The organism is Pseudomonas syringae, assembly GCF_023278085.1.
GTDB classification, from domain to species: domain Bacteria; phylum Pseudomonadota; class Gammaproteobacteria; order Pseudomonadales; family Pseudomonadaceae; genus Aquipseudomonas; species Aquipseudomonas syringae_Q.
Genome location: NZ_CP066265.1, coordinates 2,615,183 through 2,628,785 on the forward strand (window position 1 = coordinate 2,615,183; position 13,603 = coordinate 2,628,785).

A 13,603-nucleotide genomic window follows, 5' to 3' on the forward strand; every position below is an offset into this window, starting at 1 on the left:
AATAGCTGAATACGTAGAGCGTTACTGAATAAAGACTTAACAAACCTACTATTAGCAGTGACTTTTTATCCATTAAAGTGCTTGTTCCAGTGATGGCACTTTGAATGACTCCGGTGAAAACTTCGGGGCTATTGCGTACCTGAAAACTTTATAAATCCCTTATTTTATTTTCATGTTTTTTTTCGATACAACAGGTTGCACTTCCGGCTGAATGATAATAGTTTGCATCTCGAACTTAGCGAGGGTTAACTGATGTTGAATGATGGCTTATTGCACTCTACTACGTCGCAGAAAACCAATGCCAACTATCTGGATCGACAGAGCAAGTTTGAATCCAATGTGCGAAGTTATCCGCGCAAGTTGCCGCTGGCGATTGCCAAGGCACATGGCGTCTGGGTAACGGACGTTGAAGGCACCACGTATCTTGATTGCCTGGCCGGTGCCGGAACGCTGGCATTGGGTCATAACCATGAAGCGATCATGGCCAGTCTCGACAGCTTTCTGACCTCAGGCATGCCGATGCACACCCTTGACCTGACCACGGCGGTCAAGGATGCATTCAGCGAAGCGCTGCTGGGTCTGCTGCCGGGGCAGGGCCGTGATTACTGCCTGCAATTCTGCGGGCCGTCGGGTGCAGATGCCGTTGAGGCCGCGATCAAACTGGCCAAGACCGCCACCGGCCGTCACAACGTCATCAGTTTTTCCGGCGCGTACCACGGCATGACCCACGGCGCGTTGGCGCTGACCGGTAACACCGCGCCGAAAAACGCGGTCGCCAACCTGATGCCCGGCGTGCAGTTCCTGCCGTACCCGCACGAATACCGTTGCCCGCTGGGCATTGGCGGCGAGGCCGGGGTCGATGCGCTGAGCTACTACTTTACCCAGTTCATCGAAGACGTCGAAAGTGGCGTGTCGCTGCCTGCAGCCGTGATCCTGGAAGCGGTTCAGGGCGAGGGCGGCGTCAATCCTGCACCGGCCGCCTGGCTGCAGCAGATTCGCGAAGTGACCCGCAAGCACGGCATCCTGCTGATTCTCGATGAGGTGCAGGCCGGTTTTGGCCGCACCGGCAAGATGTTCGCCTTCGAGCATGCCGGGATCGAACCCGACATCATTGTCATGTCCAAGGCAGTAGGGGGTGGCCTGCCGCTGGCAGTGCTGGGCTTCAAGCGCGAGTTCGATGCGTGGGCCCCCGGCAATCACGCGGGTACTTTCCGCGGTAACCAGATGGCGATGGCCACCGGGCTTGCCACCCTTGAAGTCCTGCAACGCCAAAACCTTGCCGGCCAGGCCGCAAAGCGCGGGCAGTGGCTGAAAGACCAACTGAAAGACTTGCAACAGCGCTATCCCGCCATGGGCCACGTGCGTGGGCGCGGGCTGATGCTGGGCATTGAAATTGTCGATGAGCGCAAGGCCGCAGACCGCCTCGGCTGCTTTCCGACGGACCCGGAACTGGCAGTGGTCATTCAACAGCACTGTTTCAAACAGGGCCTGTTGCTTGAGCGCGGTGGCCGTAACGGTAATGTGATCCGGCTCTTGCCGCCGCTGATTATTACCGAGGAACAATGCCAATTGGTTGTTCAACGATTTGAAGAAGCGCTCAAGGCAGCGTTGTTTCAATTGCGCAAGTAACTGCCGCGCCGCGTGATCAAAAGACGTGGCACCCGTTCAGAACATTCAATGAACAGATAGACAGCATTACTGACCTGTTGCCGCGCCACTTAAAACAGTAAGCGTACAGCGACTGTGGAGCAGACATGACCAATACCGATCGCACCGTTTTATCAAATATGGTGAGCGAGTTGGCGACGACACGTGCCTTACTCAATTGCCTGATCAAGGAATTCGCACTGCCTGAAAACTGCCTCCACTACACGTGGCCGCAAGACATGCAGGGTATTGCACCGGGCAGTTTTGTCGACGGCGGACACTGGAAAGGTATTCCACTGACCATCAGCCTGCCCAATCAACAGCAGTTCTTCGTGCTGGTGGATCGTCAGGACCGTCTCGGCAGTCACCGATACCTCTCTGATGTCTATGCACGCAGTGGTCAGGGCACCTGGCGCTGCCTGGCGTTTGCCGAATTCGCCCGGCACTTGCTGAGCGCCTGTGAACACATGACCCGCGCCAGCAACGACGAACTGCTGGACCAGGTGCTGCAAAGCCAGCACCTGACCGCTGCCATCGTGGCACACAACATGACTGGCCAGCATCCCGCACCACTGAGCGGTTATCTGGCCAGCGAGCAGGGCTTGTGGTTCGGTCATCCCAACCACCCGGCGCCCAAGGCGCGGCTGTGGCCTGCGCATCTGGCGCAGGAAACCTACGCACCGGAGTTTCAGGCGCAGACCGCGCTGCACCTGTTTGAAGTCCCGCTGGAGGGCTTGCGCATTACCGCCAATGGCTTGAGCGAAGCCGAGGTGATGTCGGGCTTCGCCGACCAGTCCCGGGCCCGACCCGGCCATGCGCTGATCTGCATGCACCCTGTACAGGCGCAGCTGTTCATGCAGGACCGTCGTGTGCAGCGTCTGCTCGAACTGGGAGATATCTCGGATCTGGGGCCAAGCGGCCTGCTGGCCAGCCCGACTGCCTCAATGCGTACCTGGTACATCGAAGGTCACGACTACTTCATCAAAGGCTCGCTGAATGTACGCATTACCAACTGTGTCAGGAAGAACGCCTGGTACGAGCTGGAAAGCACGTTGATCATCGACGACTTGTTTCAGCGCTTGCAGCAGACCCGGCCGGAAACCCTGGGTGGACTGTCGACGGTTGCCGAGCCCGGTTCGATGAGCTGGGCCCCCAAGGGCGCAAGCGAAGCGGACGGACACTGGTTTCGTGAACAGACCGGGGCGATTCTGCGGGAAAACTTCTGTCGCCGTTCCGGTGCCGAGTGCAGCGTGATGGCCGGCACCCTGTTCGCACGTGACCTGCGTTCCAGGCCGCTGGTACATGATTTTCTTCAGCGTTTCAAAGGCAGCGAGCTTGAAGACGACGACCTGGTCAACTGGTTCGACGCTTACCAGGCCTTGCTGCTGCGCCCGGTCATGGCGTTGTTCTTCAACCATGGCATCGTGATGGAGCCGCACCTGCAGAATGCCGTCCTGATTCACGATAACGGCCAGCCGCAGCAACTGTTGTTGCGCGATTTCGAAGGCGTCAAGCTGACCGATGAGCTGGGCATCGGTGCCATTCAGGTCGGGCTGCATCCACGGGTTCGTCAGTCGCTGCTTTACAGCCGCGAACAGGGCTGGAGCCGCATCACCTACTGCCTGATGATCAATAACCTGTCCGAGGCCGTGCTGGCCCTGAGCTGGGAGCGCCCGCATCTGGCACCGCTGATGTGGCAGAAAGTCGAGCAGCAACTGCGGCGCATTCGCGATGAACTGGTGCGTCCGTGCCCGGAGCTGGATGCGCTGATCGCAGGCCATTCGATTGCCTGCAAGACCAACCTCAAGGTGCGTCTGGCGGCCAAGGCGGATCGTGAGGCCAATTACGTGCGTCTTGCATCACCGTGGGGTTCGGAGGTGCGTTATGCATAACATTCCAGACACGGTACTGGCCGCCATCCAGGAGGCCCGCGCCCTCGAAAGCGACCCGCTGGCCGCGTTTGTCTACGATCTGGATGCGTTGCGCGAGCATGTCGGCGAAGTCATGGCGGCGCTGCCCGCTGGCGTCGAGCTGTATTACGCGATAAAGGCCAACAGTGAAGCCCTCATGCTGGAAACGTTGGCGCCGCTGGTCAGCGGCTTCGAAATCTCGTCCGGCGGCGAAATCGAGCGGGTAATGGCCTGCCCGACCCGCAAACCCTATGTGTTCTCCGGCCCCGGCAAACTCGATTCCGACCTGCGCTCGGCGCTGCTGAACAAGGTCGAAGCCATTCACCTGGAAAGCCTCAACGAAATCGAGCGTCTGCAACATCTGGCCGAACAGGCCGGGCGCGTGCAGCCGGTGTTCATCCGCATCAACCCGCAACTGCCAGCACAGCAATCAAGCAAACTGGCGATGGCCGGGACAGCAACGCCATTCGGTATCGACGAAGCGGATCTGGCCGACGCCGTGCGCCGCGTGGACGGTGCCACGCACCTGACGCTCAAGGGCTTTCACGTGCACGCCATGTCGCATCAGATGTCGGTCGAGCGTCATGAGCAGCTGCTGGACTTCTATCTGCAGCGCTGGCAAGCGTGGAAAGCACTGGCGCGTTATCCCGAGCAATTGACCCATTTCAACGTCGGCGGCGGTATCGGAGTCGATTACCTGAACAGTCAGCAGTTCGACTGGCAGCGTCTGTGCCGCTATCTGGAAAAACGCCTGAGCGAAGAGAGCGACGCACCGATTTTGCGTTTCGAGCCGGGACGTTTCATCAGCGCCTACTGCGGCTATTACGTCATTGAGGTGCTGGACAGCAAAATCAGCCACGGCGAGCACTTTCTGGTCTGTCGGGGCGGCACTCATCAGTTCCGTCTGCCGGTAGCACAGGGGCACGATCATCCGGTGATCCACGTGCCGAGTGTGCCGCCGAAGCCTGCGTCGGAGGAACAGGCGTATACCGTGGTCGGCCAGCTGTGTACGCCCAAGGATGTACTGAGTCGCCGCCAGCCCTTCAAAAACGTGAATATCGGCGACTTGCTGGTGCTGCCGTTGGCCGGGGCGTATGGCTATAACATCTCGCACGCTGACTTCCTTTGCCATCCAAGGCCGCCGCAGCATTTCGTGCGCAACGGCGAACGGGTCAGGACATGAGCTGGAAAGTTCCTCGCAGTTGGGTGGTGATCAACGTGCTGCTCGGCACGCTCACCGTCAGCCTGAGCAACAGTTCGCTGAACCCGGCGCTGCCGACTTTCATGGAAGCGTTCCGGATCGGTCCGCTGCTGGCCACCTGGATCGTCGCAGGGTTCATGACCAGCATGGGCATGACCATGCCGCTGACCAGCTTTCTCAGTCAGCGGATCGGCCGTAAACGTCTGTACCTGTGGGGCGTGGCGCTGTTCATTGGCGGTTCATTGCTGGGTGCGCTGGCCAGCTCGATTGCCCTGGTGATCACTGCACGAGTGGTGCAGGGCGTGGCCAGCGGTCTGATGATTCCCCTGTCGCTGGCAATCATCTTTTCTGTGTATGAAAAGCATGAACGGGGCAGAGTGACCGGGCTGTGGAGCGCAGCGGTGATGCTAGCTCCGGCATTGGGCCCGCTGTGCGGCAGCCTGTTGCTGGAGTGGTTCAGCTGGCGCTCGCTGTTCCTGATGAATGTGCCCATCGGGCTGCTGGCATTGCTGCTGGGCATTGGCGTGCTGCCGGATTCGGAGCCTGCCGAGCGCAAGCCGTTCGACCTGTTCGGCTATTTGCTGATCGCCTCGGGCATCGGTCTGCTGATGATTGCCATCAGCCGCATGCATCACGCTGAAGCGCTGCTCGATCCGCTCAATCAAGGCATGGTGCTGGTTGCCGTAGCCTGCCTGATCGCATTTGTCCGTGTGGAATTGCGTCGTGAAGCACCGCTGCTCAATTTGCGCCTGTTCAACCTGCGCGGTTACCGGTTGAGCGTGATCATCGCCGTGGTGCAGTCGGTGGGCATGTTCGAATGCCTGGTACTGCTGCCGCTGCTGGTGCAGACCGTGCTGGGCTACAACCCGATCTGGACCGGCCTGGCACTGCTGTGTACCGCAGCGTTCGCCAGCCTGTTCGGGCAGTGGGGCGGCAAGGCGCTGGACCGCCATGGCCCCCGCACGGTGGTGGCGATCGGTTTGCTGCTCACCGGTATCTCCACGCTGGCGCTGGGCATGCTCAAGGCCAACGCAGGGATTGGCGTGGTGTTCGTGCTGATGATGCTGCGCGGCGCGGGCCTCGGGCTTTCCTACATGCCGGTGACCACCGCCGGGCTCAATGCCTTGCCCGAACCGATGGTCACGCAGGGCGCTGCAATGAACAACATTTCGCGCCGCCTGGTCGCCTCGCTGGCGATTGTCATCGCCTCACTCTGGCTGGAATTCCGCCTGAATTCAGCCGGGCCGCTCGCCACGCCTTCGGCCATCAGCGAAGTGTTCATCGTCACCGGTCTGCTGATCCTGCTGGCGCTGCCCTGTGCCTGGCGATTCCCCCTTAACGACGAACGCGCCAAGGCTCGGCCCGACGCGCTCGAACCCCGATAATTTTTCGTTCGAGGTATGAACATGGCTACCCCTTTACCGCTGCAACGTGACGCTGCATCGACAACCCTCGCCACCGGCGCCTGGCTGGCGGATACCGACACCGAGCGCTACGAAAAAGTACAGCGCCGGGTGATCGGGCAACTGCTGCAAACCCTGCTCTACGAAGCGGCGCTGCCTTACCGCTGCAAGCCGCTAGGCGAGCACCAACACCGTTTCACCGTACCGCTCGGCGATGGCGTGGAATACCGCTGCAACGGGCTGCTCAGCACCAGTTTCGAGCTGATCCGACTGGATCACGCCAGCCTTGAGCGCGTCGACAGCACAGGTCAGCGCTCGACGCCTGACCTGCACCTGGCCTTGACCGAACTGCTGGCCACGTTCAAGGACAGTCCGCATCTGGCGCGCTTTATCCAGGAAATCGAGCAGACTCAGCTCAAGGACCTGCAAGCACGTCATCAGGGTTATCAGCCCGCCAGACCGGCACACGAGCTGGACGTGGATGCGCTGGAACAGCACTTCATGGACGCCCACAGCTACCACCCATGCTACAAATCGCGGATCGGCTTTTCCCTGGCCGATAACCGCCAGTACGGGCCCGAATTTGCCACGCCTTTCGCCGTGGTCTGGCTGGCGGTTGCCCGCTCAAGCGCGTCGGTCGGGCATGCTCGCAGCATGGATTTCCAGACGTTTATTCGCGAAGAGCTAGGGGCGCAACGCTGGCAGGAATTCGCCCGCGAGCTGGCTGCACAAGGCAAGTCGATTGATGACTATCAGTTGATGCCGGTCCATCCGTGGCAGTGGGACAACGTCACGGTGTCGACTTTCTACCCGGAACTGGCCAGCGGCGAGCTGGTTTATCTGGGTACCTCGACCGACGTCTACAAGGCGCAGCAATCAATCCGCACGCTGGCCAATGCCAGTCAGCCAAAGCGGCCTTACGTCAAGCTGGCGATGAGCATGACCAACACCTCAAGCACGCGGATTCTGGCGCGGCATACGGTGCTCAACGGCCCGATCATCACTGACTGGCTGCACCGGCTGATCGCCACCGACAGCACGGCCAGGGCGCTGGATTTCGTGATTCTTGGCGAGGTCGCCGGGGTCAGTTACGACTACCGCCACCTGCCGGAATCGCGCTCGGCACAGACCTACGGCACGCTGGGGACGATCTGGCGGGAAAGCCTGCATCAATACCTCAAGGACGATGAACAGGCAGTGCCGTTCAATGGCCTGAGCCATGTGGAAAATCGCTATGGCGACGGCGAGCAGACCCCTTTCATCGACGCCTGGGTGAGCCAGTACGGCCTCAAGGAGTGGACCCGCCAGCTATTGCAGGTCACCGTGCCGCCGATCATTCACATGCTGTACGCCGAAGGCATCGGCATGGAGTCTCACGGGCAGAACATCGTGCTGATCGTCAAACAGGGCTGGCCGCAGCGTATCGCGCTCAAGGATTTCCACGACGGTGTGCGCTATTCGCCTGACCATCTGGGTCGTCCCGAACTGTGCCCGGAACTGGTTCCACTGCCTGCCAGCCACGCGAAACTCAACCGCAACTCGTTCATCGTCACCGATGACGTGAATGCAGTTCGCGACTTCTCCTGTGACTGTTTCTTCTTCATCTGCCTGGCGGAGATGGCGATTTTCCTGCGCCAGCAGTATCAACTGGACGAGTCGCTGTTCTGGAAAATGACCGCTGACGTGATCCTCGGCTATCAGCAGGCTCACCCGCAGCACCGTGACCGTTTCGGCCTGTTCGACGTGTTCGCACCCACCTATGAAGTGGAAGAGCTGACCAAACGCCGCCTGTTGGGTGATGGCGAGCGGCGCTTCCGCTCAGTACCCAATCCACTTCATGCTTACAGGCCGCAATGATGCTGAGGACCAACACGCTCAAAAGCAAACTGGGCAGCGGCCAGACGGTGTACGGGCTGATCAGTTCCATTCCGGCCCCGGCGGCCATCGAGCTGATTGCCGAGGCGGGGTTTGATTTCGTGATCATCGACATGGAACACGTGCTGATTAACCCGGAAACCGTGGAGAACATGATCCGCGTGGCCGAGAGCTACGGCCTGACACCGCTGGTACGAGTCGCTGACCTCAATCCGAAAACCCTGCTGCGTCTGCTCGACGGCGGCGCGCAGGGCATCGTGTTGCCGATGATCGAAAGCGCCGGGCAACTGGCGGACGCGATTGCAGCCTGCAAGTACCACCCACTGGGCCGGCGCAGCCTCAATGCAGGTCGCCCTGGCTCGTTCGGCAAACACAGCCTTGCGCAGTACGTGGAAGCGGCCAATCAGCACATCATGGTCGTGGCCATGATCGAAAGCGCCGAAGGCGTGCGCCGCGCTGCCGAGATCGCCGCCGTAGCGGGGCTCGACATGATTCTCGAAGGCGCCGCAGACCTGTCGCAGTCCATGGGCATGCCCTGGCAGATCGACCAGCCCGAGGTGCAGCAGGCGCTGCTCGACACCTGGCGGGCGGCGCAGGCGGCAGGCGTCCCTTATTGCAGCATTCCCCGTCAGCCCGGCGATGCAGCCCGTTGGCAGGCCCGCGGCGTCAACGCCTTCGTTCTCGGCGATGAGCGCGGTATCGCCTTTCGGGCGCTTCAGGCGCGCCTGACCCAACTTTCAGCAGAAGGAAAATAATCCGATGAACTTCACTTCACTCGCCGCTGACCTCGTCATGCAGGATCTGGTCGATTGCCTGCTGGCTGAAGACTTTTTTGGCCGGGAGCCATTGAGCCTGCAGGACACTGCTCGCTGGCAAGCGCGTCACCCGCAGGCCCCGCACCTGGCGGAGCAAAGCGCCGCACAGCAAGTCTGGGAATGGTGTTGCGATGCATCCGAACAGCGCTTCATCAGCATCGCATTGCGCCCCGGCATCACCCAACAGTGGGAGAAAGTGCCCGGCACCCCGGTGCTGGGTCGTCAGGATGAGCGCTGGACGCAGCTCTCCCCGGAAGACTTCATGAAGTGGGTGTTTGCCGGCAAGGCAACGCAGCTTCAGGCCAGCCAGCGCGAGGAAAACGAAAAAGGCATTGCGCTGTTTCTCGACGTCCTGCGCATCAGCGTCTGGCAGACCGCACTGTCACTGGATCACAAGGTCGACCACCACAACCTGATGGCGCAGGACGGTGCGACCTTCTTCCGCACCATGGAGCAATGGGCCTCGCTGCGTGATCGCCCGTATCACCCGCTGGCCAAGGCCAAACAGGGCCTGAACGAGCAGGAATACCGGCAGTATCAGGCCGAGTTCGCCCAACCGGTGGCACTGAACTGGGTCGCCGTCGACAAGACCTTGCTGCAATGCGGTGGCGGTGTAGGGGATATAAATGCCTCGTTCCCGGCGCGCTATCTTTTGCCGCAAAACCTGCAGGCCGAGCTTGAACGAGAACTGCAACAGCGCGGCATCGCGAGCAGCCACGTGGCGCTGCCGGTCCATCCCTGGCAGTTCGAGCACATTCTGGACGCGCAACTGGGCGATGTATTCGCCAAGGGCGAGTGCCAGCGCCTGACATTCAACCAGGCAACGGTGTATGCCACTTCATCGCTGCGTTCGATGACGCCGTGCTTTGACAGCGCGGATTACCTCAAGCTGCCGATGGCAATCTATTCCCTCGGCGCGTCCCGTTACCTGCCCGCGGTGAAGATGATCAACGGTGAACTGAGCGAGAAATTGCTGCGCGAGGTGGTGGACAAGGACGAAACCCTGAAGCGCTCACTGCACCTGTGTGACGAGGGCAAATGGTGGGCGTTCATGCCGCCTCAAGCCACGTTGTTCGACGAAGCGCCACGGCACCTGTCGGCAATGGTTCGCCGCTATCCGTCGGCTTTGCTGGACGATACTGAGTGCCGCCTGCTGCCGATGGCCGCGCTGGGCACGCCGTTACCGGGCAGCAACAGGCATTTCTTCGATGAATGGATGGCGTATCGCGACCTGCCACGCAATCAGGCTTCGGTGCTGACCCTGTTCCGCGAGCTGAGCCACAGTTTCTTCGACATCAACCTGCGCATGTTCCGCCTAGGTATGCTCGGCGAGGTGCATGGCCAGAACGCAGTGATGGTCTGGAAAGCCGGTCAGGCACAAGGGCTGTTGCTGCGCGATCATGACTCGTTGCGTATCTTCGTGCCGTGGCTGGAGCGCAACGGCATGCACGACCCGGAATATCGAATCAAGAAAGGTCATGCCAATACCCTTTATCATGATCGCCCCGAGGACTTGCTGTTCTGGCTGCAGACTCTGGGTATTCAGGTCAACGTGCGGGCAATCATGGACACGCTTGCGCAAGTTTACGAGGTGCCGGTAACGGCGTTGTGGACGGTGCTGCGCGATGTTCTGGATAATCTGATCACCACCATCGAATTCGACGACGAGGCTCGCGCCATGATCCGCCATCAACTGTTCGACGCACCGAACTGGCCCCAGAAACTGCTGCTCACGCCGATGATCGAGCGTGCTGGCGGGCCGGGGAGCATGCCGTTCGGCAAGGGCGAGGTGGTCAACCCGTTCCACAGGTTGCGCCGTGAGTCCTGAGCAATCCCTGCATCCTTCGCGGCGCATGGTGTTGCGCCTGTCGTTGGGTTTACTGGCGCTGCCCGGGTTTGCCTGGGCAGCGCCGTTGCAGCTTTTGAGGCCGTTGAGAGTAATCACGTTGTTTCAAGGGGCTTCCGACAGCGCCGTGGCACTGGGCGTGACACCCTGTGGTGTGGTGGATTCCTGGAGTGAAAAACCGATGTACCGCTACCTGCGCCCGGCCCTGGCGACGGTGCCGCACGTCGGCCTAGAAACCCAGCCGAGTCTGGAAGACATCGTGTTGCTCAAACCGGACCTGATCGTCGCGTCACGCTTTCGCCATCAGCGCATTGCGCCATTGCTGGAGCAGATAGGTCCGGTGCTGATGCTCGAAGAGGTGTTCGAATTCAAGCGCACGCTGGCGATGATGGGCGCAGCGCTGAATCGTCAGTCGCAAGCCATGCAACTGCTCGGCGAGTGGCAGCAGCGTGTAGCGCAACTGCGCGGCCAGTTACAGGCGAAATTCGCCGGTCGCTGGCCCATCACGGTGTCAGTGCTCGATATTCGCGAAGACCATATCCGCAGCTATCTGCCCGCCAGCTTCGCCGGTTCGGTGCTCAGCGAACTGGGTTTTGCCTGGACGCCCGCCGCCCGCGAGGCACAGGGCGTATCCCTTAAACTCAGCAGTAAAGAGAGTTTGCCTGTGGTCGATGCCGACCTGTTCTTTATCTTCCAGCGCGCGGACAGTAAAACCGCGCAGCAAAACTACGACAAACTGGTCCAGCACCCGTTCTGGCAACAGTTGCGCGCTCCTCAGGAGCACCAGGTGTGGCGCGTCGATGCAGTCGCCTGGAGCCTGTCCGGCGGTATTCTGGGTGCCAACCGCATGCTCGATGAAATCTCCCGGGTGGTGATGGCGGACAGCACCTCATGACCTTATCGGTAAAACTGGGATTAGGTGTCTTGCTGCTCTTGCTGTGCATGGGGTTGAGCCTGGCAACCGGGGCCGTCTGGATATCGCCGTCTGCCATGGTTGCAAGCTTCTGGCAGCCTGATGTCTTGAATCCTGTTCAGCATGTACTGCTCGATACCCGGCTGACTCGCACCCTGATGGCCGTAGCCGTGGGTTCAAGTCTGGCAGTGGCCGGCGCGCTGATGCAGGCCCTGACCCGCAACCCACTGGCCTCGCCAGGGCTATTCGGGATCAACGCGGGGGCGACGTTTGCCATCATTGCCTGTTCGTCACTGCTCTCCCTGACGTCAATGAGCCAGTGGCTGTGGTGCGCGTTTATCGGCGCAGCCGTGGCAGGGACCACCGTCTGGGTGATTGGTAATCGGGGGCAGGGCAGTCTCAATCCGTTACGAATCGTGCTGGCAGGTGCTGCCATTACCGCACTGTTCACGGCGTTCAGTCAGGCATTGCTGGTGGTCAATCAGGACGGGCTGGACACCGTGTTGTTCTGGCTGGCAGGTTCTCTCTCGGAACGAGATCTGGCCACGGCTGCACCGCTGCTGGTGTGTGTGATGCTCGCTCTGGGCGGATCGTGGGTGCTGGCGGGGCAGGTCAATGTGCTCAATACCGGCGAAGCCATCGCCACCGCGCTGGGCCAGCGAACCGGGCTGATTCGCTTGCTGATGAGCCTGGTGATCATCGTTCTGGCCGGTAGCGCCGTGGCATTGGCAGGGAGCATCGGTTTCGTCGGGCTGCTGGTGCCGCACATGGTACGCAAGACACTGTCCATCGATCATCGCTGGCTACTGCCCGGCTGCGCGGTGCTGGGCGCAACCCTGTTGCTGCTCGCCGATACGCTGGCGCGGGTGGTGATTGTGCCTCAGGAAGTACCGGTCGGCGTTATGACTGCGCTGTTCGGCGCGCCATTCTTCATTGCGCTGGTCCGTCGGGGGGCGCGTTATGGATAAGCACCTGACGCTGCGTTATCGCGGCTTCTCCCGGCAGTTCAGCCTGAGCGTGCTGATGCGTCTGGCGACGGCAATGGCGCTGACAGCGCTGGTGGCCCTGGTTTCGTTGGCGGTAGGCAAGATCAATCTGTCGCCTGCAACCCTGATAAGCGTGTTTTCCGGTCACGCCGACGCCAGCCTGGTGTTTATCGTCGAGCAACTGCGCATGCCGCGTCTGGCACTGGCGGCGCTGGTGGGTGCGGCACTGGCTGTGTCCGGGCTGATTCTGCAAAGCATTATTCGCAACCCGCTGGCCTCGCCGGACCTGCTGGGTATCACCAGCGGCGCCAGCGCGGCGGCGGTGCTGTATCTGTCCTTCTTCTCGGCGGCGCTGGGCGCGCAATTCCTGCCGCTGGCGGCCATTTCCGGTGCGGGGCTCGCCGCATTGGTGATCTACCTGCTGGCCTGGAATCAGGGCGCCTCGCCGTTGCGCATGGTGTTGATCGGGGTCGGGGTGTCGGCGCTGTTGGCGGCAGTGACCACGTTCATTCTGGTGTTCAGCCCGCTGACCACCACCTTGTCGGCCTACGTCTGGCTGACCGGGAGCGTGTATGGTGCCAGCTGGCCGGAACCACGCGCGCTGGCAGGCTGGCTGTTACTGACCCTGCCGCTGCTGGTGCTGCTCGCCCGCCAGGTGCGCATGCAGCAACTGGATGACGATCTGGCCCAGGGCATTGGCGTGCGCGTGCAGTGGTTGCGTGGCGGGTTATTGCTGGTGAGCGTTGCACTGGCCGGTCTGGCGGTCGCCTGGGGCGGGGCGATTGCCTTTGTCGGGCTGATCGCGCCGCACATTGCCAAGCGCCTGATGCCACCGGGGTTTACCGGTCAGGCACTGATGGCCGCGCTGATCGGTGCCAATCTGGTCATGCTCGCCGACCTGGCCGGACGTACGCTGTTCCTGCCGCTGGATCTGCCGGCCGGGATTTTTGTTGCGGTGTTGGACACACCGTTTTTTCTGTATCTATTGATTAACCAGCGGCATTAAG

The 13,603-nt window shown here is 60.9% G+C and carries 10 protein-coding genes; all 10 read left to right on the forward strand.

Annotated features, from left to right (window positions below; genetic code table 11):
• Nucleotides 1–252 precede the first annotated feature (252 nt).
• The 10 genes from I9H07_RS11570 to I9H07_RS11615 all read left to right on the forward strand — a co-directional run bounded on the left by I9H07_RS11570 (nucleotide 253) and on the right by I9H07_RS11615 (nucleotide 13,602).
• Nucleotides 253–1,629, forward strand: a complete 1,377-nt coding sequence (locus I9H07_RS11570; protein WP_024674487.1) for a diaminobutyrate--2-oxoglutarate transaminase — start codon at nucleotides 253–255, stop codon at nucleotides 1,627–1,629.
• A gap of 125 nt (nucleotides 1,630–1,754) precedes the next feature.
• Nucleotides 1,755–3,539, forward strand: coding sequence for an IucA/IucC family protein (locus I9H07_RS11575; RefSeq protein ID WP_058824497.1), 1,785 nt, complete (start codon nucleotides 1,755–1,757; stop codon nucleotides 3,537–3,539).
• Nucleotides 3,532–4,740 (forward strand): type III PLP-dependent enzyme, encoded by a 1,209-nt coding sequence (locus I9H07_RS11580; RefSeq protein WP_236423938.1) that lies wholly within the window; start codon nucleotides 3,532–3,534, stop codon nucleotides 4,738–4,740. The genes I9H07_RS11575 and I9H07_RS11580 overlap by 8 nt, the downstream gene beginning before the upstream one ends.
• Nucleotides 4,737–6,143, forward strand: coding sequence for a DHA2 family efflux MFS transporter permease subunit (locus I9H07_RS11585; RefSeq protein WP_236423936.1), 1,407 nt, complete (start codon nucleotides 4,737–4,739; stop codon nucleotides 6,141–6,143). Before I9H07_RS11580 ends, I9H07_RS11585 begins: the two co-directional genes overlap by 4 nt.
• 21 nt (nucleotides 6,144–6,164) lie before the next feature.
• Entirely contained in the window at nucleotides 6,165–8,018 is a 1,854-nt protein-coding gene (locus I9H07_RS11590) for an IucA/IucC family protein (RefSeq protein ID WP_058824495.1), read from the forward strand.
• Nucleotides 8,018–8,791 (forward strand): HpcH/HpaI aldolase family protein, encoded by a 774-nt coding sequence (locus I9H07_RS11595; RefSeq protein ID WP_058824494.1) that lies wholly within the window; start codon nucleotides 8,018–8,020, stop codon nucleotides 8,789–8,791. Before I9H07_RS11590 ends, I9H07_RS11595 begins: the two co-directional genes overlap by 1 nt.
• A gap of 4 nt (nucleotides 8,792–8,795) precedes the next feature.
• Nucleotides 8,796–10,679 carry an IucA/IucC family protein gene (locus tag I9H07_RS11600; RefSeq protein ID WP_236423933.1) on the forward strand — a complete coding sequence of 628 codons (1,884 nt, stop codon included), beginning with the start codon at nucleotides 8,796–8,798 and terminating at the stop codon, nucleotides 10,677–10,679.
• Nucleotides 10,669–11,592, forward strand: a complete 924-nt coding sequence (locus tag I9H07_RS11605) for an ABC transporter substrate-binding protein (RefSeq protein WP_236423932.1) — start codon at nucleotides 10,669–10,671, stop codon at nucleotides 11,590–11,592. Before I9H07_RS11600 ends, I9H07_RS11605 begins: the two co-directional genes overlap by 11 nt.
• Nucleotides 11,589–12,578, forward strand: coding sequence for a FecCD family ABC transporter permease (locus I9H07_RS11610; RefSeq protein WP_236423930.1), 990 nt, complete (start codon nucleotides 11,589–11,591; stop codon nucleotides 12,576–12,578). The genes I9H07_RS11605 and I9H07_RS11610 overlap by 4 nt, the downstream gene beginning before the upstream one ends.
• Nucleotides 12,571–13,602: a FecCD family ABC transporter permease gene (locus tag I9H07_RS11615; protein WP_248957208.1), complete on the forward strand. Its 1,032-nt coding sequence runs from the start codon at nucleotides 12,571–12,573 to the stop codon at nucleotides 13,600–13,602. The genes I9H07_RS11610 and I9H07_RS11615 overlap by 8 nt, the downstream gene beginning before the upstream one ends.
• Nucleotide 13,603: the final 1 nt, after the last annotated feature.

Excerpts from the sequence above, each read along its gene's own strand:
- I9H07_RS11600 (WP_236423933.1), top strand. The coding sequence starts at position 8,796 with ATGAACTTCACTTCACTCGCCGCTGACCTCGTCATGCAGGATCTGGTC.
- I9H07_RS11570 (WP_024674487.1), top strand. The coding sequence starts at position 253 with ATGTTGAATGATGGCTTATTGCACTCTACTACGTCGCAGAAAACCAAT.
- I9H07_RS11575 (WP_058824497.1), top strand. The coding sequence starts at position 1,755 with ATGACCAATACCGATCGCACCGTTTTATCAAATATGGTGAGCGAGTTG.
- I9H07_RS11585 (WP_236423936.1), top strand. The coding sequence starts at position 4,737 with ATGAGCTGGAAAGTTCCTCGCAGTTGGGTGGTGATCAACGTGCTGCTC.
- I9H07_RS11595 (WP_058824494.1), top strand. The coding sequence starts at position 8,018 with ATGCTGAGGACCAACACGCTCAAAAGCAAACTGGGCAGCGGCCAGACG.
- I9H07_RS11610 (WP_236423930.1), top strand. The coding sequence starts at position 11,589 with ATGACCTTATCGGTAAAACTGGGATTAGGTGTCTTGCTGCTCTTGCTG.
- I9H07_RS11590 (WP_058824495.1), top strand. The coding sequence starts at position 6,165 with ATGGCTACCCCTTTACCGCTGCAACGTGACGCTGCATCGACAACCCTC.
- I9H07_RS11580 (WP_236423938.1), top strand. The coding sequence starts at position 3,532 with ATGCATAACATTCCAGACACGGTACTGGCCGCCATCCAGGAGGCCCGC.
- I9H07_RS11615 (WP_248957208.1), top strand. The coding sequence starts at position 12,571 with ATGGATAAGCACCTGACGCTGCGTTATCGCGGCTTCTCCCGGCAGTTC.